Raw genomic sequence first — 19874 nt, 5'->3', positions numbered from 1 at the left:
TGACCGACGGCTCACCCGAGCCCGCCACCCCGCCCGAGGCCGTCATCCCCCGGCTGCCCCCACGGCGTTCGCCACGCGCCAGGCCTCCGGTTCCCACCTCGTAACGAAGTCAACTGCGGAATCCGGGTTGAATTTCGGAAGTTCCTGCGACAGATCGACCGCGCCGTGCCTGCGGAGTTGGCCATCCACATGATTTTGGACCACTACGGCACGCACAACCACCCCAAGGTCAACGCGTGGCTGGCCAAGCATCCCCGGTTCCACCTGCACTTCACGCCGACGAGTTCGTCGTGGTTGAACCTGGTGGAGAGATGGTTCGGAGAGATCACGCGCGAACGCCTTCGTCGCGGGGTGTTCCGCAGCGTCCCGGAACTCGTCGCGGCGATCGAAGAGTTCATCCGGGTCAACAACGAGAATCCCCAACCGTTCGTCTGGACGAAAAAGGTCGATGCGATTTTGGAGAAGGTCGCTCATTGTAAAGCCGTCATCGGGACACCACACTACGCGGGTTCTATCCCGCGCTGCGGCGCGCCGGACTGCGGACCATTCGGTTCCACGATCTGCGCCACACGTACGCGAGTTTGCTGATCGCGAACAACGAGCACCCGAAGTACATTCAGACGCAGTTGGGGCACGCGTCGATCAAGGTGACGATGGACACCTACGGTCATCTCATGAAGGCCACGAACAGTCAAGCGGCGGAGAAGCTGGCGGCGCTGGTACTCGGTCCAAAAGCGAATTCGGGAAAAAGCGGTAGCAAAATGGTAGCAACCGAGGGAGTGGCCCAGCTGAGTGACCTCGCCAACCCGTTGATTTTAAATGGTGCCGAGGGGGAGAATCGAACTCCCGACACAAGGCTTTTCAGGCCTCTGCTCTACCGACTGAGCTACCTCGGCACGCGGACGGGCATCAGGCGGGGAAAAGCGAAGGCCGTACCATAGCAAACGCTTCGGCGCGAAGTCAATTCGTGCTCGGAGCCTGTCCGGGAAAGGCCATCTGCGGCGTTGCCGCTTGCGCTCCGGTGCTCACGTACGCACTCAGTACGCTCCGCTCCGGTGCTTAGCGGCGCCTTGCATCTGACCTTTCCCGAACAGGCTCCAAAAGTACCTACTCGAACACAGTTCTATTTGATTTTCATTCCGGGTTGGACGGGCTCGGCGAACCCGAGCAGCCCAACGACTTCTTTGTCGCCGGCCGCGAGGATCATGCCGTGCGACTCAACGCCCATGAGCTTGGCGGGTTTGAGGTTGGCCACCACCGCGACGAACCGTCCGATCAAAGCATCGGGCTCGTACTTCATGCCGATGCCCGCGACGATCTGCCGCGTTTCGGTTCCCAGATCGACTTGGAGCTTGAGCAGTTTGGACGACTTGGGCACGCGTTCCGCCGCCAGCACCTTGCCCACGCGCAACTCGACTTTCTGAAAATCTTCGATGCCGATCAGTCCGGTCTGGGGAGTGGGCGACACGGATACGGTTGAGGCGGCTGTGTCCATGGAGCTCCTTCCGGTCGAGGGCGTGACCTGTCGTGGGAACAATGGCGGAGCTTTGTGAACGCGGTGTCCGGCTTTCAGAAATCCCCACTGGGCCGGACCGCCGTTCGAAACATCGCCGAGTCCCAGGCTTTGGCCGATCGCGCCGGCCGTGTGGGGCATGAACGGCGAGATCAAGCGTGAGACATGACGGAGCGTTTCAGCCAACACGTATAAGACGTCATCGAGCCGGACGCGGTTGGCGGGATCTTTGGCGAGGTTCCACGGCGCCGATGACTCGATATAGCGGTTGGCACGATCAATCACCACCCAGATTTCCTGCAGCGCGCGGTGGAACTGGAAGTGGTCGAGCGAGTTGGCCACTTCGCGTGCGGCGGCCGCCACCAGTTCCTCGAACCCGTCGTCGGGACCGGGTGACGGGATCGTGCTCTGCGAGTAACGCTCGATCATCGTGAGGGTTCGGCTTACGAGGTTGCCGAGATCATTGGCCAGATCGCTGTTATATCGACCGATTAACGCGCTGCGCGAGAAGTCGCCGTCCTGCCCGAACGGAACTTCCCGTAAGAGGAAATACCGAAACGGATCAACGCCGAACTCCTCGACCATCGCCCCGGGATCCACGACGTTCCCCAGGCTCTTGGACATCTTCTCGCCGTTCACGGTCCACCACCCGTGCGCGAAGATGGTTTTGGGTAGAGGAAGATCGAGCGCCATGAGCAGCGTGGACCAGTACACCGCGTGGGTGGTCAGGATGTCCTTTCCGACCAGGTGAACGCTGGCGGGCCACCACCGCGCGAACCGCGCTTGGTCCGCCACGTATCCCGGAATCGAAACGTAGTTCACCAACGCATCCACCCACACGTACGTCACGAAGGCGTCGTCGAACGGAAACGGCACCCCCCAGGGCAGCCGGGCTTTGGGGCGGGAGATACAGAGATCGCCCAGGGGTTGCCCGAGGAATCCCAGCACCTCATTGCGGCGGCTCTCCGGCCGGATGAAATCCGGGTTGGTCTTGATATGATCGACCAGACGTTGGCGGTACCCGCTCATCTTGAAGAAATAGTTTTGTTCCGCGAGGCGCTCGACGGGCCGGCCGCAGTCCGGGCACTTGCCGTCGCCGACCTCCTCGTCGGACCAGAACCGCTCGTCGGGGAGGCAATACCATCCTTGATACGTCTGCTGGTACAGCTCGCCGCGGTCCCGTAGTCGGGTGAGCACTTCCTGGACGATTGCGGTGTGGCGCTTCTGGGTCGTGCGAACGAAGTCGTCGTTCGAGATGTTGAGCCGCTTCCAGAGACCTTGAAACCGACCGACCAACTCATCGACGTGTTGTTGCGCAGGCACGCCGCGCTTGTCGGCTGCTTGCTTGACCTTTTGTCCGTGTTCGTCGGTCCCGGTGAGAAAGAAGACCTCATCACCGCGCTGCCGGTGGTGGCGCGCGAGGACGTCGGCCGCGATGGTGGTGTAGGCGTGCCCGATGTGCGGCACGTCATTGACGTAGTAAATCGGGGTGGTGATGTAATACCGGTGGCGGCTGTCGATAAGGGGCGTCTGCTGCGTTGTCACTTCAGCCTCGCATCCTCACGTACGACACAGTACGCTCCGGTGCGAGGCTTCGTTCCGCCTTGCATCCGCCGCCTTCTCGACAGCCGAACGACGTGCCGCAGCGCTTTGTTCATCGGACGAGAATTATGCCTGTAACTGGACGAGTTTTGGCTTCGGCGCCGGGCCCTCGTATTCGTAGGCCAGGCAGCACTTCAAGCGGCCGCAGGCGCCCAAAAGTTGGGAGTTGTTCACCGGGAGGTTCTGCGCCTTCACCATCTTGGTGGTGATGGGGTGGAATTTGGTCAGAAACATCGAACAGCAGAGTTGGTAGCCGCAGGTGCCGACGCCTCCCAGCAACCCCGCCTCGTCGCGCACCCCGATCTGTTTCATTTCGATCCGAGACCGGAACTGAGCGGCCAGGTCCTTGACCATGGCGCGAAAGTCCACGCGCTGCTCGGCCGTGAAGGAGACGATGACTTTGCTCCGGTCGAACAGGACCTCCGTGTCGGAGAGGCGCATCTGCAGACGGTGGTTGGCGATGCCTTGGAGGCAGGCCTCCCGAACCTGCGCCGCACGCGTCAGGCACTCTTGGATGCGTTCGCGGTCTCGGTCGGTGGCTTTGCGGACGATCGGACGCAGCGTCGGGGCCGACAGCATCGGCAGCAGGGGACGAGACGGAACCAGGACGCGCGCCGGCGTGAGGCGTTCCGTCTTCACCAGTACCCAGTCGTCGCGATCGAGGTCAAAGTCGGTCGGGTTGTAGTAGTACAGTCTTCCCTTATCCCAGAGTTTGATGCCTACGCTCTTTTTCATCGTGACGGTCCGCCTGCGCGCAGCGAGAGGTGCAACAGCACGACCTCCGCGGCGAGTTGAGGATTGAGGTTTCGGCTGACCGCGATCCACAGCGCGTGGACGCCGGCCGCGGCCGCCATGACATCGTCCACGGTCAGGCGCCGGGCCCACCACTCCACCTCGGTGCGGCGGTGGCGGTGGAGCAGGCGCGCGGGGTCGCGGGCCGATTGCCACGCCAGCACGTCGCGCAGCCAAAGCGTGAGCCACGCCAGGAGGGCGCGCAACGCCTCCTGGTCCTTGCCCACGCGTTCCGCGATGTCCAGCAAGCGCGCCGGCGCGCTGATGGTGTCCGGGGCGCCGACGTCGTCGAACGACAGGGCGGCGGGTTCCCCGTTGGCCGCGGCGTCGATCGCCGGACCGATCCGCCCCTGCGCCACGGCGAACAACCGGCTCGCGTCCGCGGCGGGTACGCCCAACCTCTCGGTCAGGTGCGTGATGACGGCTTCGGGCGGGGGCGCGGTGCATCGAACCGCTTGGCAGCGCGAGAGCACGGTCGGAAGCAACCGATCCCGTTGGGCCGTGACCAGGATGAACACGGCGTGGACCGGCGGCTCCTCCAGGATCTTGAGCAACGCGTTCGAGGCCTCGGGATTGAGTCGGGCCGCCTCGGGGATCAGCACCACCCGCCGGCTGGAGGTGATCGGCCGGTAGGGGAGCGTGTCCTGAAGGCGGCGGACCTGATCGATCGTGATGACCGTACTGTCCTCGGGTTCAAGCACCGACCAGTCCGGGTGGCTTCCCGCGGCGTGCTGACGGCAGGATCGACACGTTCCGCAGGGCTCGCTCGCGTTCGGTTCGCCGATAGGGCGTTCGCACTGCAGCAGGCGGGCCCAAATCACGGCGAGCGTGTGTTTGCCGATGCCGGGCTCGCCGAACAGGAGATACGCGGACCCGAGCCGGTCCGAAGACACCGCGGCCCGCAATCGGGCGATGACCGGGGCGTGCCCCACCAGGTCTTGGAATCGCGAAGGCGCGGTCACGCGCGGCTTCCCGACGCGACGCCGGCGCACAGGGGTTCCACGGCCTCCAGAATCGCCCCCTGCAGCGCGTCGACCGACAGCCGCGCGTCGAAAATTTTGAATCGGCGGGGTGTCTTGGCCGCGAGCGCCAAATAGCCGTCGCGCACGCGTTGATGGAACGCGAGCGCTTCGCGATCGAGGCGATTGGCGGATCGGCGCTCCTGCACGCGCGCGAGGCCGTCCTCCGCCGGAAGATCCAACAGCACGACCAGATCCGGCTCCAGACCGCGGGCCGCGAAGGCCAGCAGCGGCGCGATCTCTTCCACCGGGATCCCGCGGCCGTAGGCTTGATAGGCGAGCGTGGCCTCGGAAAAGCGGTCGCAGAGCACGAGCGATCCCCGTTCGAGTGCGGGGAGGATCATTCGTTCCACGTGTTCCACGCGGCTGGCCAGGTAGAGGAGCAACTCGGCGCGCGCGGACATCCCGGAAAAGGCTCCTTCCAGCACTACGCTTCGGATCGCGTCGCCCACCGGGGTGCCGCCGGGTTCGCGGGTCGTCACCACCGACAGACCGCGCGCGTTCAGCACGCGCGCGAGCGCCGCGAGTTGCGTGGATTTTCCGCTGCCGTCAATGCCTTCGAACGTGATGAAACGGCCCGGAAACGTGGCGTGTGATGAGAGCCTCATCCAACGGTCAGGGCGGTCTGAGAGAGGCCGACGGCCTCGGGGACGGGGGCGTTGGTCAGCACGATGACCTGCCGATCCCCTGCCAGGCCGCCCAAGGTGTCGAGCAGAGTCTTACGAGCGTGCGGATCGAGACCGGCCAAGGGGTCGTCGAGGATCAAGGGAAACCCCAATTCGCTCCGGCGGGCCGCCCACCTACCCAGCGCTACGGCCAGCCGCGCCTGCAACGCCTCACCGGAGCTGAGCGAGTCGAGGGCCACGGGTTCCGGCGCTCCTCGGCGCTTGACGCGCAAGACCCCTTGCTGCTCGGACACCGATTCCAAGCGCGTTTCCGACAACTTGGCGAGGAATCCGGCGATCTCCGCTGCGTGGTCCCCCGCTCCGACCGGCGGCGCGCCGTTGGTCGCCGGGGGAGGCGTCGAGGCAGCGGCGGCCGACGGCGCCGCGTCAAGCTCTCGGGTCAAGTGCCGAATCGCGTCGCGCAGGCTTTCGAGATCCACCTCTTCACCGGCCTCGCGGGACAGCTCCTCGGCTCGGGCCTTGGCCTCCCGCCAGTCGGCCTCCAGGTCCGCACGGCTCTTCCCTCCCAGGATCTGGCTCTCCTCATGGGCAAAACGGTCCTGTTCCGCGGCCCAGTCTCTGGCCGCTCGTCGTTTGGCTTTGAAGGTCTCGGCGTCGCCGCATCCGGTTTGCGCGATGAGGGCGATGGGGACCGCGTAGGTCTTCTTCAACCGATCGTCGAGTCTGGAGGCTTTCTTTTGGAGCTCCGCGTGTTGGGTCTCCAGCGTCCGTTTCCTCGCCAGCCGGCGGAAGTCCAACAAGAGCGAGGCGATCACCAGGGTCACGCCGATCACGAGGCCGACCCCGTAAAGGATCGGAAGCCATTCCCAGGTCGTCCGCACCAGCGCGACCGCGAACGAGATGCCGGTGACCGCGGCTCCGGCCAGGAATAACGGGGCCTTGAGGAGCGGCGTGGCTCCGGCTTCTTCGATCTGCAACGCCAGGGAGGCGAGATCTTCGTTGAGCGCGGTGCGTTCCTCCTCGAGCGCGGGGAGCGCTTTGATGTATCCGTCGAGCAACGTATCGAGTTCTTTGGGCCCCTGCAGGAACGGCGCCATCTCGTCTTGACGCGCCGAAGCCTCCTTCCGGCGCGCCTCCAGCGCATCGATCGCCGCGACGCGATTTCGTGCTTGCGCCTCGCGCGCGGTCGCTTCACTGCGCTCGTCCGCGGTTTTCGCCAGTCGCTCGGCACCTACCAACGAGGTCTGGAGTTCCGCCAAGCGCGCGACTTTGGCGGCGCGTTCCTGGGGCGTCAGCAACGCGGGGGGCGGCGGCGCCTCGGCGGGCACGAAGGCGGGCAGGCCGTCGTCTCCGGCCGCGACCGTCGAGCCCGGAGACCACAACACGGCGCCCTGAACATCGCTCAGCGCCAGTCCCCCGCATTCCGGCTCCCACAGCGTTGCCAGCGCCGAGGGATCGGACGCCACGGCGGTGAACGCGCGCGTATTCGGTTCCCACTTCAAGATCTGGAACGCGCTTTTGGTAAAGTCCGTAATCACGCGAAAGATGTCTCCGTTGCGCAGTCGGACCGTCACCGCCGCCTGCGCGGGACCGGCGGCGTCGTTGGCCGAGAGACCGATCTGATCCGCCGGTGTGCCGAACAACAGTACTTGAAGGCACTTGAAGAGCGTGGTTTTCCCAGCCCCGGTGCGACCATGAATCAGATTGAGGCCAGGTTTTATCGCCAGCTTAGTCACCTGGCGAAAGGAACGAATTCCTAAGCAGGCCAGCTCGAGGACGATCATCCGGTCGCGTTGGCGCGCATCGTACTGGAGAAATCCTACGTGACTCGGCTGAAAATTGCAAACCGCGGTGAGAGCCGGTCATCCTTGCATCATCTTGAAAAACTTAGTAGAGTGGTTCCGCACAATGAGCCTGGTCGCACTGACCGGGCTCTTGCGTATTTGTGACTGATCGGTATGCCGCGACCACCGCGAAAACAGGCTCGAGCCGACAACCCTGCGGCGCCTGGTGCGACCGGCGGGGCGGGAATGCAAATCCGAAGTCGGATCAAACGATACTTCGTGACCGGCCTGTTGGTCGTCACACCGCTGTGGGGTACCTACCTGATCCTCAAGGCCTTGTTCGTGTCCTTGGAGGGGGTGCTGGGCAACCTGCTCGCCTCGCACACGCCGTTTTACATTCCCGGACTCGGCATCGTGGTGCTGGCCGCCTTGCTCCTGCTGGTGGGCATGCTGGCGACCAACATCTTCGGACGCAAGCTGGTCGAGGTGTGGGAGAGCGTGCTGAAGCAGGTGCCGGTGGTCAAGACCGTCTACCAAGTGCTCAAAGCCGTGGTCGACACGTTTTCGATCCACAACCGGGAGCAGTTCAGCCGGGTGGTGCTGGTGGAGTTTCCGCGCAAAGGACAGTATTCGATTGCGTTCGTGACCGGCATCACAAAAGGCGAGATCCAGCAGATCACCGCGGATCGGTTGGTCAACGTCTACGTGCCGACCACGCCGAATCCTACATCGGGATATTTCCTGTTCGTCCCGGAGAAAGAGATCGTCCCGCTCTCGATGAGCGTGGAGGACGCCATGAAGATGCTCGTGTCGGGCGGGATGTACACGCCGTCCGCCGGGGAGGAGCCGGCGTCATCCGAAAAGGCCGCGCGATGACCACCGCAAAACCGGAGCTGGCCGTGGTGGTCATGGCCGCCGGACAGGGCAAGCGCATGAAGTCCGCGACGCCCAAGGTGCTGCACGCGGTGGGCGGCCGGCCCATGTTGGACTATGTCTTGCGCGCCGCGGAAGCGCTTGGGGCGTCGCCAATGGTCGTGGTGGTGGGGCACGGCGGGGACGCGGTCGCGGAGTGGGTGGGCCGACGGGCCGTGATCGTACGCCAGGAACCGCCGCGCGGGACCGGGGACGCGGTGCGCTGCGCGCTGGCGCAGGTTCCCGAATCAGCGGGCACGGTGATCATTCTCAGCGGGGACACGCCGCTGGTCCGGGGCGAAACCGTGCGTGGCCTGTTGGAGGCCCATCGCCGCTTCGAGGCGGCGGTGACGCTCGCCGCGATCGAACTGGACGAGCCCTCCGGTTACGGACGCGTGGTGGTGGGGGAAGATGGGCGCGTGGTCGGGGTGGTCGAAGAACGGGACGCCACGCCGGATCAGCGCGCGATCCGCCTGGTCAACGGCGGCCTCTACGTGATGGACGCCACGTTTCTGCGGCGAGCGCTGGACGCCATCAAGCCCGACAACGCGCAGGGCGAATATTACCTGCCGGATGTGATCGCGGTGGCGGTAGGCCGCGGCCTGGTGGTGCGGGCCGAGGCGGTTGCTTCCGAGGAGGTCCTGGGTGTGAACACCCGCGAGGACTTAGCGCGGATAGAAGGCGTGATGCGAGACCGGATCCGCCGACGGTGGATGGCCGAAGGCGTGACGCTGCTCGATCCGGCTCGCATCTGGATCGACGACGCCGTGACGATCGGCCGAGACACGACGCTGGCGCCGGGCGCGTGGCTGGAGGGCGAAACCGTCGTGGGATCTGGGTGCTGGCTCGGTCCGGCGAGCCATCTTATCAATACTCGGTTGGGTGATGGCGTGGCCGTCAAAGATGGCTGCGTGATCGAAGACGCGGTGATCGAGGACGGCGCATCGATCGGCCCGTTTGCGCACTTTCGCCCCGGAACGGTCCTGCGGAAGGGCGCGCGTGTCGGCAACTTCGTGGAGCTGAAAAAAACCGAATTGGGGATCGGCTCAAAGGCGAACCATCTGAGTTACCTGGGCGACGCGACGGTCGGTGAGGGAGTGAACATCGGCGCGGGCACCATCACGTGCAACTACGACGGGTTCAAGAAGTGGCGGACGGTCATCGAGGACGGCGTTTTCGTCGGGAGCGACACCCAGCTAGTCGCGCCGGTGACCGTCGGTAAGGGCGCGACTATTGCCGCGGGCACCATCGTGACCCAGGATGTTCCGCCGGGCGCGCTGGCGATCGGGCGAGCGAAGCAGACTATCAAGGAGGGATGGACGGCGAAGCGCAGGTCGGTCGAGAGAGCGGACCCGGCGCGAGCGGTGGGGAAGCTTCCGGTGAAACCCCGAAAGGCGACACGCGCGGTCAAGCGACGGGCTCGGAAACGGCGATAGCGGAGGAGAAACCACGATGTGCGGCGTCATCGGATACGTCGGCAAACAACCCGCGGTCCCGATCCTGATCGACGGGTTGAGGCGGTTGGAATACCGGGGATACGACTCGGCGGGCGTCGCCTTTCTCGAACACGGCGTGTTGGAGGTCCGGCGGGCGGTGGGGAAACTCGCCAACCTGGAACACGTCATCGGAAGCTCTCGGTACGCCGCGACCATCGGCCTCGGCCACACGCGATGGGCCACACACGGGCGTCCGTCGGAGGAAAACGCCCACCCGCATCGAGCCGGCCGCGTCGTGCTGATCCACAACGGGATCATCGAAAATTATCTGCCGCTGAGGCGCGAACTCGCGGCCGCCGGGAGGACATTTCGCTCCGAGACCGACACCGAGATCATCGCGCACCTGATCGATCGCGGCCTGGAACAAGGCCAATCGTTCGAGGCGGCGTTCAGGGGAGCGTTGTCCCGGCTGAAAGGGGCATACGCCGTCGTCGCGATGGCGGAGAGCGAACCCGGTGTCCTGATGGCGGCTCGGTACGGGTGCCCGCTGATCGTGGGCGTAGGCGAAGGCGAGCAGTTCATCGCGTCGGACGTGCCCGCGATCCTCGCCCACACGCGCTCGGTGATGTTCCTGGAGGACGGCGACGTGATTGTCGCGTCGGCCGGCCGCGTCGAGATCAGCGATCTGGAGGGCCGGCCGCGCGAGCGCCGGCCGGTGGCGATTTCCTGGAGCCCCGCGATGGCTGAAAAGGGCGGATTCAAGCATTTCATGTTGAAGGAGATTTTCGAACAGCCGCAGGCCCTCATCAACACCATCCAGGGCCGCCTGTCGCACGAGACCGGGGCGGTGTACCTCGAGGAGTTGGGGGTTCCGGCCGAGGCGCTTCGTCAGACCGCGAAGGTGACGATCACCGCGTGCGGCACGTCGTGGCACGCAGGCCTGGTCGGCAAATTCTTGATCGAGCGACTGGCCCGCGTTCCGGTGGAAGTGGATATCGCGTCGGAGTACCGGTACCGGGATCCGATCGTGTCGCCGACCGATCTGGTGGTGGCGATCTCCCAATCGGGCGAAACCGCGGACACCTTGGGCGCCCTGCGCGAGGCCAAAGCCCGGGGCGGCCGCACCCTGGCCGTGTGCAACGTCGTGGGCAGCACGATCGCGCGCGAGGCCGACGGCGTGTTATACACTCACGCCGGCCCGGAAATCGGTGTGGCGTCCACCAAGGCGTTCGTGTGCCAGCTGGCCGCGATGGTGTTGCTCGCGCTTGCGCTGGGACAGGCGAGAGGACGGCTCGACGCCGCGACGCAAAAACGCTACGCGGACGCCCTGTTTCAGCTCCCGGCCCAGTTCGAAGACTGGTTGCGGCGAGCAGCTAAGAGCGTGGGCGAGATCGCGAGGGGCTTCGCCGCTCGCGATGATTTCCTGTACCTGGGCCGTGGGCCGCACTACCCCATCGCGCTGGAAGGCGCGCTGAAGCTGAAGGAGATTTCGTACATCCACGCCGAGGGGTACCCGGCCGGCGAAATGAAACACGGTCCGATCGCGCTGATCGACGAGGGCCTGCCCGTGGTGATGTTGGCGATGCGCGACGCCTCGTACGACAAGATCCTCAACGCCGTCATGGAGGTCAAAGCCCGCGGGGGGGCCGTGATCGCGGTGGTGACCGAAGGCGACGAAGACGCTTCGGCCAAGGCCGACGCGGTGATCGGCATTCCGGAACTGGACGCGTTGGTGATGCCGATAATGGCGGTGGTGCCCTTGCAGTTGCTGGCTTACCACATCGCGGTCCTGCGCGGCAGCGACGTGGATCAACCTCGGAACTTGGCCAAGAGCGTCACGGTCGAATGAGAAGCGAAGAGCGTTATTCGTTATTGAACGAACAACGGTTGCCCATGAACGATTTGCTCGACGACCTCAACCCGCCGCAGCGCAAAGCCGTGCAGCATACCGACGGACCGCTGCTGATCCTTGCCGGCGCGGGCAGCGGCAAGACGCGCGTGATTACGTATCGGATCGCGCACCTGATCGCCTCGCAACGGGCGCATCCGGCCCAGATTCTGGCCGTCACGTTCACGAACAAAGCCGCGGGGGAGATGAAGGACCGGGTGGAGCGTCTCCTCGGCCCTGCGGGCCGCGGGGTGTGGGTGAGCACGTTTCACTCGGCCTGCGTCAGAATCCTTCGAACGCACGCGGAGCGCCTCGGTTACCCGCGGGAATTCGTCATCTACGACGCGGGCGATCAGACGACCTTGATCCGCGAGTGCGTGCGGGCGCTCGGCATCAACGAAGACGTGTACAAACCGCAGGCGATCGCGCGGCGAATCTCCGACCTCAAGAATGCGCTCGCGACGCCGGAGTCCTTTCGGGCCGACGCCCAGCCCTTCGGCATGGACGACGCGGCGGCCCGCACCTACCGGCTCTACCAGGATCGGCTGCGGGACGCGGGGGCCTGGGACTTTGACGATTTGCTCATGCAGACCGTGGCGCTGTTCGAACGGGTTCCGGACGTGCTCGCCGGGTACCAGCGGCAATTTCGCTACCTGCTGGTGGACGAGTATCAGGACACCAATTTCGCGCAGTATCGGTTGATTCGCCTGCTGGCCGGCGAGCGGGCCAATCTGTGCGTGGTGGGCGACGACGATCAGAGCATCTACGCGTTTCGCGGCGCCGACGTGCGCAACATCCTGGAGTTCGAAAAGGACTTCCCCAACGCGGCGGTCGTCACCCTGGAGCAGAACTACCGTTCCACCCAGGCGATCCTGGACGCCGCCTCCGCAGTGGTCGAGCGCAACCCGTCGCGCAAGCCCAAGCGCTTGTGGACCGATCGTCTGGGTGGGGAGAAGATCACGGTTGCGCGTCTGTCCGACGACGAGGCCGAAGCCGGATATCTGTGCCGCGCGCTGCGCGAACATCTGCGGGCGGGCAAGGTCTACCGCGATTTCGCCGTGCTCTATCGCACCAACGCCCAGTCGCGCGCATTGGAAGAGCGGCTGCGCAACGACGGCATTCCCTACGTGATCGTGGGCGGGCTGCGGTTCTACGAGCGCAAGGAGATCAAGGACGTGGTAGCGTACCTGCGGGTGATCGCGAATCCCGCGGACGGGGTGAGCCTCAAGCGCATCATCAACGTGCCGGCCCGCGGGATCGGAGCCACCGCCGTGGAGCGCATCGACGAGTACGCCGCGGAGAACGGCGTGTCGTGGTCGGACGCGCTGGGCAAGGTCGCCGGCGATCCCGACCGCCTGGTCGCGAGCTCGCGGCGGGCGATCGAGCGGTTTCTGACGTTGTGTGACGGCTTGCGGGAACTGGCGGGCCGGACGTCGCTGGCCGCGTTGCTGACCGCGGTGTTGGAGCGGACCCGCTACATCGAAACGTTGCGCGCAGAGTTCGGAGCCGAGGCGGAGTCCCGGATCGAGAACATCCAGGAACTCTTCTCGGCGGTCGAGGAATTCGAAGAGGAATATGGTAAAGAGACGTTGTCGGTTGATCGCTCTCCGTTGACCGGACAACCAACAACCAGCGACGAACAACGCTCCTCGCCCCTGACCGCCTTTCTCGACCGCGTCGCGTTGGTGTCCGACACGGATGCGTTGACCTCGGCGGACGGCGCGGTGCCGCTGATGACGCTCCACTCCGCCAAGGGATTGGAGTTCCCGGTGGTGTTCATCGTGGGGGCGGAGGAGGGATTGTTCCCCCACTCGCGCTCGCTGCAGGACCCGGACGCGATGGAAGAAGAGCGGCGTTTGTGTTACGTGGGCATGACGCGCGCGAAGGAACGACTGTATCTGACCTACACGGGGTTGCGGCGGCTGTATGGTTCGGTGCAGTTCAACGCGCCGTCGCGGTTCCTCGACGAGATTCCGGACGAGTTGAAATGCCCCGTGGGTCTGGACGATCGTTCGGAGGCGGAAGCGGGGAGGCCGCGGGACTCGCAGACCGGCGGATGGCGACGCTCGTTGGGCGACCGCCCGTTTTCGCGGCGAACGGTTCCCTTCAACCCGTATAATCAAGATCCCGGCGACCAGCCGGACCGCTCGGGGTTTGCGATCGGCACGCGCGTCCGGCATCCGGTTTGGGGCGTGGGCACGATCCAGACCGCGGAAGGGGAAGGCGACGAGGCCCGCGTGGTGGTGGCGTTTCGCTCGGCCGGGACCAAGAAGTTGGCGGTCAAATTCGCGAGACTGGAGTTGGCGTAGTGGAGATCACGCGCGAACAAGTGGAACACGTCGCCAAGCTGGCGCGACTGGCTGTTTCCGAAGAGGAGAAGGTCCTGTTCGGCCGACAGCTCTCGTCGATCTTGACCTACGTCGAAACGCTCAATCGGGTGGATACGTCGGATGTGGAGCCGACGTCGCACGTGATCCCGATGCAGAACGTCTTGCGGGAGGACGAGGTGAAACCGTCGCTGGCGCGCGACGAGGCGCTGGTCAATGCACCAGACGCGGATTCAGGGTGCTTCCGTGTGCCGAAGATCATCGAGTGACCCAGTGGTGAACGGGGTGGAACGTGGTTCGACAAGCTCACCACGAACGGGGGATCAGTGCCCTGAAAGAGGAGTATTGCCGAGGCCTGGAGAAGCGAACGTATGCTGCGGTTGATGCTGCGGTCCAAGATTCATCGCGCCACGGTGACCGGCGCGGACATTGATTATGAAGGCAGTCTGACGCTGGATCAGAATCTGATCGACGCGTCGGGGATGCTCCCGTACGAGCAGATCATGGTGTCCAACGTGCAGAACGGCGAACGGTTCGAGACCTACGTGATCCCGGGGCCGCGCGGGTCGGGCATCGTCTGCCTGAACGGGCCCACGGCGCGCAAAGCCATGATCGGCGACCAGATCATCATCTTCTGCTACGAGTACTACTCGCAGGAGGAGTTGGCCAATTACAAACCGACGATCATCAGGGTCGATGAGAAGAACCGGATCAAGGGCTAAGTTCCCCGGCTTTCCGGTTCGATGACGTCCGCCTGCTCGGAGACAATGGAAATCGAAGCGCTCAAACAACCTCAACTGGCGTTCCTGGGCGCCCTCACCCGGCGGTTCCCGCAGGCCCAGGTCTACCTTGTGGGTGGCGCCGTGCGGGACGCGATGTTGGGACGCGACACCAAGGACCTGGACTTCGTGGTGCGGGGCGTGCCGGGCGACGCGTTGGAGCGGTTTCTCCGGGGCCTGGGACGGGTCAACTTCGTGGGCAAGACGTTCGGCGTCTATAAGTTCGTCCCGGAGGGAGGCGACCCCCAGGAGCCCTTCGATATCGCGTTGCCGCGCACGGAGCACTCGGAGAGTCTGTCGGGGGCGTACCGCGAGTTCACGGTCCAGTCCGATCCCCTGCTGCGCGTCGAGGACGATTTGAGCCGGCGCGACTACACCGTCAACGCGATGGCGCTGGACGTGGTGAGCGGGGAGCTCGTCGATCCCCACGGAGGCAAGGGCGACCTGTGCGCCCGGCGGTTGCGCGCGGTCGGCAACCCCGATCTGCGGTTTGCCGAAGATTATTCGCGCATGTTGCGCGGCCTGCGGCTCGCGTGCCAGCTTGGGTTCGAGTGGGATGCGGACACGTGGAACTCGCTTTTGCGGTTGATGCCTCAGATCAACGCGACGCGGAACAGCGAGTTCGTGGTGCCCAGGGAAACCGTGGGGCGGGAGTTGGTCCGCGCGTTCGCGAGCGATCCGGTGAAGGCGTTGGATCTGTGGGACGCGAGCGGGGCGATCGCCGCGGTGTTGCCGGAACTGTTGTCGATGAAGGGCTGCCCGCAGCCCACCAACTATCACGCCGAGGGCGACGTGTGGACGCACACGCGGTTGGCGCTCGAACGGTTGCGGTCGCCGGAGTTCGCGTCGGAGTGGCCGGAAAAGCGTCCGGATGCCGAGGTGATCTTCGCGGTGTTGCTGCACGACGTGGCCAAGCCGGTGACCATTACCACCCCAGAGAAGGACGGAACCGACCGCATTCGCTTCAACAACCACGACAACGTGGGTGCGCGGATGGCGAGGGCGATCTGCGAGCGGGTCAAATTGTCGCAGTTTCCGCGGGACTCCGGGTGGCATATCGATCCGGAACGGCTCGCGTGGCTGGTGGCGCATCATCTGTTGCTGGTGCACGGCGCCATCGAGGATATGAAGAACTCCACGATCGAACGCTACTTCTTCGCCGACCGGCGGGCGGGGGAGCAGCTCTTGATGGTGATGTGGGCGGACGGGTCCGCCACGGTTCCGCCGTCCGGAACTCCGGACCTGACCAACTACCGCGCCATGCGCGGGCGGATCGCCAAGCTGGCGGAACTCGACCGTGCGCGAACGGGATTGCCGCCTCCGTTGGTCGACGGCCGGCGGATCATGACGGAGTTCGGCATCAGGCCCGGACCGACCGTGGGCAAGTACCTGGCCTTGGTACGCGAGGCGCAGTTGGCGGGCGAGGTCACGACCGCGGACGAGGCCATGGCGTGGCTCAAACGGCAGACGGGAGCAATGGTCTCCGATGGCTGAGCAGGCGCTCTACGAATTGACGATCCACCGGGCGCACGAGCTGTTGAAGGCGCGACAAGTCAGCGCGCGGGATCTGTATCAGAGCATCGAATCCCGGATCGCGGCGGTCGAGCCCGACCTGCACGCATACCTGCTGCTCACGCGCGACTTGGCGCGCCAGCAGGCGGATGAAGCGGATCGACGGTTGGCTTCGGGCGAAGGCGTGACCGCCCTGACCGGCATTCCGATCGCGCTGAAGGACAACCTGTGCACGACCGGGATCAAGACCACGTGCGCGTCGAAGATCCTGGAGGGGTTTGTCCCGCCTTATGACGCCACGGTGGTGGACCGCCTACGGTCCGCGGGCGCCGTGTTCGCGGGCAAGACCAACATGGACGAGTTCGCCATGGGCTCGTCCACCGAGAACTCGGCGTTCGGCGTCACCAAAAACCCGTGGAGCCGAGACCGCATTCCCGGCGGGTCGAGTGGCGGATCCGCGGCGGCCGTGGCCGCGGACGCGTGCCTGGGTGCGTTCGGGTCCGACACCGGGGGCTCGATCCGCCAGCCCGCCGCATGCTGCGGCGTGGTCGGGCTCAAGCCCACGTACGGTCGGGTGTCCCGCTACGGCCTGGTGGCGTTCGCATCCTCGCTCGATCAGATCGGTCCGTTCGCCAAAGACGTGGAGGACTGCGCGTTGTTGCTGAACGCGGTCGCGGGCCACGACCCGAACGACTCCACGTCGGCCGATGTCCCGCGTCCCGATTACACCACGGACCTGAGGACCGGCGTGCGGGGCCTGCGCGTCGGCGTGCCCAAGGAGTACTTCGTCCCCGGGATGGATCGCGCGGTCGAGGAATCGGTGAAGGCCGCGGTTCGCGTGCTGGAGCGCGAGGGCGCGACGATCGAAGAAGTCTCGCTGCCCCACACCGAGTACGCGGTGGCGGTGTACTACCTGCTCGCCACGGCCGAAGCCAGCTCCAACCTCGCGCGCTACGACGGGGTCAAATACGGCTTTCGAGCCAAGTCCCCGGCGAACCTGATGGACCTGTACTTCCGGACCCGCGCCGAAGGGTTCGGTCCGGAGGTCAAGCGCCGGATCATGCTCGGCACATACGCATTGTCCTCCGGCTACTACGACGCCTATTACGCCAAGGCTCAGCGCGTGCGCACGTTGATCAAGCGCGATTTCGACCGGGTCTTCGAGCGAGTGGACGTGATCGCCACACCCACCGCGCCTACGCCCGCGTTCCGAATCGGCGAGAAGACGCAGGACCCGTTGCAGATGTACCTGTCGGATATCTTCACCATCTCCGTGAATCTCGCCGGCGTGCCCGCGCTGTCGCTGCCGTGCGGGTTCTCGACTGAGGGTTTGCCGATCGGGCTTCAACTGATCGGCAAACCGTTCGCGGAGGCCACGATCCTGCGTGCGGCCGCTGCCTACGAGGGCGCGACGGAGTGGAGAGACCGAAAGCCGACGCTGTAAGCGAAGCGAGAGAATTGGCATGAGGATACTATCAGGTTGCTTCCTCCCCCCTGGCGGGGGAGGACTGAGGTGGGGGGACGGTGGAGCTATCGTGATCCAGATCGAGACCTCCCCCCATCCCGACCTTCCCCCGCAAGGGGGGAAGGAGGAACATCGATGACCACGAGCGCTACCGCGACCAAGACCGCGTACGAAACCGTGATCGGGTTGGAAGTCCACGCCCAGCTCCTCACGCGATCAAAGATGTTTTGCGGATGTTCGACCACCTTCGGGTCCGCCGCGAACACCCAAGTGTGCCCGGTGTGCTTGGGGATGCCTGGGGTGTTGCCGGTGGTGAACCGCCGTGCGGTCGAGTTCGCGATCCGTCTCGGCCTCGCCGTGAACGCGCACATCGCGGACACCAGCCGTTTCGCCCGCAAAAATTACTTTTACCCGGACTTGCCCAAGGGGTACCAGATCTCCCAATACGAGTTGCCGATCTGCGAAGGGGGTTGGCTGGAGGTGGCGCTGGACGGCGGGACCAAGCGCGTCAGTTTGATCCGCGCGCACCTGGAAGAGGACGCGGGCAAGAATCTCCACGATATCGGCGACGGCGAGAGCCACGTGGACTTGAACCGCGCGGGCACGCCGTTGCTGGAGATCGTGAGCGCACCCGACCTGCGCTCCTCCGACGAAGCCGTGGCCTATCTGAAAACGCTGCGCGAATTGGTCGTGTATCTCGGCATCTGCGACGGCAACATGGAAGAAGGCAGCTTTCGTTGCGACGCCAACGTGTCGATCCGGCCCCTGGGCAGCGAGACCTACGGCACGCGGGTGGAGTTGAAGAACATCAACTCGTTCCGATACGTGAAACGCGCGATTGAATACGAGGTGCAGCGCCAGATCGACCAAGTGGAATCGGGGCAGCGCATCGTGCAGGAAACCAGGCTCTTCGATCCCCAGCGCGGGGTCACGGCGTCGATGCGGACCAAGGAAGACGCCCACGACTACCGATACTTTCCGGAACCCGACCTGGTCCCGCTTGCCCCGCCGGCCGCGTGGATCGAGGAGATCCGGACCGGCCTGCCCGAGCTACCCGAGGCCAAGCGGGCGCGGTTCGCCGCGCAATACGGGTTGTCCAGCTATGACGCGACCGTGTTGACCGGGAGCCGCGCGCTGGCGGAGTATTACGAGGCCGTGGTTCGGCAGGGCGGACCGGCCAAGGCCGCAGCCAACTGGATCATGAGCGAGCTGCTGGCGTTGCTCAACGCCGACGGCCTCGAGATCGAGGCCTGCCGAGTGACGCCCAAGTCGCTCGCGGCGTTGTTCGCGCTGATGGAGAACGGGACCATCAGCGGCAAGATCGCCAAGACCGTGTTCGAGGAGATGTACCGCACGGGAGCGGAACCCGACGCGGTGGTGGCGGCGAAAGGCCTGACGCAAGTCAGCGATGCCGGGGAACTTGCCGCGGTGATCGACCAGGTGCTCGCGGACAGCCCCAAAGAGCTGGAGCAATACCGTTCCGGGAAAGACAAACTCTTTGGGTTTTTCGTCGGGCAGGTGATGAAACGCACGCAGGGGAAGGCGAACCCGGCCAAGGTCAACGAGTTGCTCAAGGCGCGTCTCGCGCCATGAGGTGGCGATGGGTGGTGATTCCAACCGCGGCGGTGCTCATTGGTATCGGGCTCTCGACCGGCGGACGGGCGCTGGAGCGCAGTCCGGCGTTCTGTGTTTCGTGCCACGAAATGGAACGTCCCGGCAAGGGGTGGAAGGTGTCCGGCGCGGAAGAGGATCATCCCGACTGCATCATGTGCCACTCGGGTCCCGGGCCGCTGGGCGTGCTGGAAGCGCAGGCGCGGGGGCTGGGGATGTTCGTCGCGCATTTTATAGACAGCGAAGAGGACCTGCGTGGACCGTTCAAGGCCAAGCTGCCCGATCGGTTCTGCACGCAGTGCCACGATCCGGTCAAGATCGAGCCTCCGCACAAAAAATTGCCGATGGCCGGCAAAGCGTGCAAGGATTGCCACAAACACCGAGAGGACTGGGAATTCGAGGGCGAAGTGCGCCAGTCCGACACGTAACAGCGATGGATTACGCCCGAGGTGCTTTTACGTTGTTGGTGACCCGACACCGTCGAGCCTGTTCAGGAACGAGTCAGATGCAAGGCGCCGCGAGCACCGCACCGCAGCGTACTAAGTGCGTACGTGAGGAGCGGATGCGCAGCGGCAACGCCGCAGATGACCGTTCATGGACAGGCTCCT

15 protein-coding genes, 1 tRNA gene and 2 pseudogenes are annotated in these 19874 nt (G+C 64.9%); 12 read left to right on the top strand and 6 right to left on the bottom strand.

Going from position 1 to position 19874, the window contains the following annotated elements:
• Nucleotides 1–129: 129 nt before the first annotated feature.
• Together AB1451_02070 and AB1451_02065 are read left to right on the top strand one after the other, a co-directional pair.
• A pseudogene (locus tag AB1451_02070) lies at nucleotides 130–471 on the top strand (transposase).
• A 50-nt stretch (nucleotides 472–521) separates the two neighbouring features.
• Nucleotides 522–617: pseudogene (locus tag AB1451_02065) on the top strand (hypothetical protein).
• A 203-nt stretch (nucleotides 618–820) separates the two neighbouring features.
• Here AB1451_02065 and AB1451_02060 read toward each other — a convergent pair.
• The 6 genes from AB1451_02060 to AB1451_02035 all read right to left on the bottom strand — a co-directional run bounded on the left by AB1451_02060 (nucleotide 821) and on the right by AB1451_02035 (nucleotide 7336).
• A tRNA-Phe gene (locus AB1451_02060) sits at nucleotides 821–896 on the bottom strand.
• A gap of 227 nt (nucleotides 897–1123) precedes the next feature.
• Entirely contained in the window at nucleotides 1124–3058 is a 1935-nt protein-coding gene (metG, locus tag AB1451_02055) for a methionine--tRNA ligase (protein ID MEW6681693.1), read from the bottom strand.
• Between the two features lie 123 nt (nucleotides 3059–3181).
• The gene (gene ricT, locus AB1451_02050) at nucleotides 3182–3850 is read right to left on the bottom strand and encodes a regulatory iron-sulfur-containing complex subunit RicT (GenBank protein MEW6681692.1); all 669 of its coding nucleotides are present in this window, start codon (nucleotides 3848–3850) and stop codon (nucleotides 3182–3184) included.
• Nucleotides 3847–4869, bottom strand: a complete 1023-nt coding sequence (gene holB / locus AB1451_02045; protein MEW6681691.1) for a DNA polymerase III subunit delta' — start codon at nucleotides 4867–4869, stop codon at nucleotides 3847–3849. Before holB ends, ricT begins: the two co-directional genes overlap by 4 nt.
• Nucleotides 4866–5534 (bottom strand): dTMP kinase, encoded by a 669-nt coding sequence (tmk, locus tag AB1451_02040; protein MEW6681690.1) that lies wholly within the window; start codon nucleotides 5532–5534, stop codon nucleotides 4866–4868. The genes holB and tmk overlap by 4 nt, the downstream gene beginning before the upstream one ends.
• The gene (locus AB1451_02035) at nucleotides 5531–7336 is read right to left on the bottom strand and encodes an AAA family ATPase (GenBank protein MEW6681689.1); all 1806 of its coding nucleotides are present in this window, start codon (nucleotides 7334–7336) and stop codon (nucleotides 5531–5533) included. The genes tmk and AB1451_02035 overlap by 4 nt, the downstream gene beginning before the upstream one ends.
• A gap of 174 nt (nucleotides 7337–7510) precedes the next feature.
• Between AB1451_02035 and AB1451_02030 the strand changes: the two genes are divergently transcribed.
• From AB1451_02030 to AB1451_01985, 10 genes are all read left to right on the top strand, one after another.
• Nucleotides 7511–8212 carry a DUF502 domain-containing protein gene (locus tag AB1451_02030; protein ID MEW6681688.1) on the top strand — a complete coding sequence of 234 codons (702 nt, stop codon included), beginning with the start codon at nucleotides 7511–7513 and terminating at the stop codon, nucleotides 8210–8212.
• Nucleotides 8209–9684: a bifunctional UDP-N-acetylglucosamine diphosphorylase/glucosamine-1-phosphate N-acetyltransferase GlmU gene (gene glmU / locus AB1451_02025; GenBank protein MEW6681687.1), complete on the top strand. Its 1476-nt coding sequence runs from the start codon at nucleotides 8209–8211 to the stop codon at nucleotides 9682–9684. The genes AB1451_02030 and glmU overlap by 4 nt, the downstream gene beginning before the upstream one ends.
• Before the next feature lie 16 nt (nucleotides 9685–9700).
• Entirely contained in the window at nucleotides 9701–11533 is a 1833-nt protein-coding gene (gene glmS, locus AB1451_02020; GenBank protein ID MEW6681686.1) for a glutamine--fructose-6-phosphate transaminase (isomerizing), read from the top strand.
• Nucleotides 11534–11577: 44 nt separating this feature from the next.
• Nucleotides 11578–13881, top strand: coding sequence for a UvrD-helicase domain-containing protein (locus AB1451_02015; GenBank protein ID MEW6681685.1), 2304 nt, complete (start codon nucleotides 11578–11580; stop codon nucleotides 13879–13881).
• On the top strand, nucleotides 13881–14168 hold the full coding sequence (gene gatC, locus AB1451_02010) for an Asp-tRNA(Asn)/Glu-tRNA(Gln) amidotransferase subunit GatC (protein ID MEW6681684.1): 288 nt from the start codon (nucleotides 13881–13883) through the stop codon (nucleotides 14166–14168). The genes AB1451_02015 and gatC overlap by 1 nt, the downstream gene beginning before the upstream one ends.
• 102 nt (nucleotides 14169–14270) lie before the next feature.
• Nucleotides 14271–14621 (top strand): aspartate 1-decarboxylase, encoded by a 351-nt coding sequence (gene panD, locus AB1451_02005; protein MEW6681683.1) that lies wholly within the window; start codon nucleotides 14271–14273, stop codon nucleotides 14619–14621.
• A 45-nt stretch (nucleotides 14622–14666) separates the two neighbouring features.
• On the top strand, nucleotides 14667–16172 hold the full coding sequence (locus tag AB1451_02000) for an HD domain-containing protein (protein MEW6681682.1): 1506 nt from the start codon (nucleotides 14667–14669) through the stop codon (nucleotides 16170–16172).
• Complete coding sequence (gene gatA / locus AB1451_01995; GenBank protein ID MEW6681681.1) at nucleotides 16165–17634, top strand: Asp-tRNA(Asn)/Glu-tRNA(Gln) amidotransferase subunit GatA; 1470 nt, start codon at nucleotides 16165–16167, stop codon at nucleotides 17632–17634. Before AB1451_02000 ends, gatA begins: the two co-directional genes overlap by 8 nt.
• Before the next feature lie 156 nt (nucleotides 17635–17790).
• Nucleotides 17791–19248, top strand: coding sequence for an Asp-tRNA(Asn)/Glu-tRNA(Gln) amidotransferase subunit GatB (gatB, locus tag AB1451_01990; protein MEW6681680.1), 1458 nt, complete (start codon nucleotides 17791–17793; stop codon nucleotides 19246–19248).
• The gene (locus AB1451_01985; GenBank protein ID MEW6681679.1) at nucleotides 19245–19694 is read left to right on the top strand and encodes a cytochrome C; all 450 of its coding nucleotides are present in this window, start codon (nucleotides 19245–19247) and stop codon (nucleotides 19692–19694) included. Before gatB ends, AB1451_01985 begins: the two co-directional genes overlap by 4 nt.
• Nucleotides 19695–19874: the final 180 nt, after the last annotated feature.

The sequence above is a fragment of the Nitrospirota bacterium genome (genome assembly GCA_040757335.1).
Classification (GTDB): Bacteria; Nitrospirota; Nitrospiria; order 2-01-FULL-66-17; family 2-01-FULL-66-17; genus JBFLXB01.
This window is presented reverse-complemented; position numbering and strand designations above follow the sequence as displayed.

Bases quoted from the DNA above. Each gene is read 5' to 3' on its own strand.
- ricT (MEW6681692.1), bottom strand. From the start codon at position 3,850: ATGAAAAAGAGCGTAGGCATCAAACTCTGGGATAAGGGAAGACTGTAC.
- tmk (MEW6681690.1), bottom strand. From the start codon at position 5,534: ATGAGGCTCTCATCACACGCCACGTTTCCGGGCCGTTTCATCACGTTC.
- AB1451_02035 (MEW6681689.1), bottom strand. From the start codon at position 7,336: ATGATCGTCCTCGAGCTGGCCTGCTTAGGAATTCGTTCCTTTCGCCAG.
- AB1451_02030 (MEW6681688.1), top strand. From the start codon at position 7,511: ATGCCGCGACCACCGCGAAAACAGGCTCGAGCCGACAACCCTGCGGCG.
- glmU (MEW6681687.1), top strand. From the start codon at position 8,209: ATGACCACCGCAAAACCGGAGCTGGCCGTGGTGGTCATGGCCGCCGGA.
- glmS (MEW6681686.1), top strand. From the start codon at position 9,701: ATGTGCGGCGTCATCGGATACGTCGGCAAACAACCCGCGGTCCCGATC.
- AB1451_02015 (MEW6681685.1), top strand. From the start codon at position 11,578: ATGAACGATTTGCTCGACGACCTCAACCCGCCGCAGCGCAAAGCCGTG.
- panD (MEW6681683.1), top strand. From the start codon at position 14,271: ATGCTGCGGTTGATGCTGCGGTCCAAGATTCATCGCGCCACGGTGACC.
- AB1451_02000 (MEW6681682.1), top strand. From the start codon at position 14,667: ATGGAAATCGAAGCGCTCAAACAACCTCAACTGGCGTTCCTGGGCGCC.
- gatA (MEW6681681.1), top strand. From the start codon at position 16,165: ATGGCTGAGCAGGCGCTCTACGAATTGACGATCCACCGGGCGCACGAG.
- gatB (MEW6681680.1), top strand. From the start codon at position 17,791: ATGACCACGAGCGCTACCGCGACCAAGACCGCGTACGAAACCGTGATC.
- AB1451_01985 (MEW6681679.1), top strand. From the start codon at position 19,245: ATGAGGTGGCGATGGGTGGTGATTCCAACCGCGGCGGTGCTCATTGGT.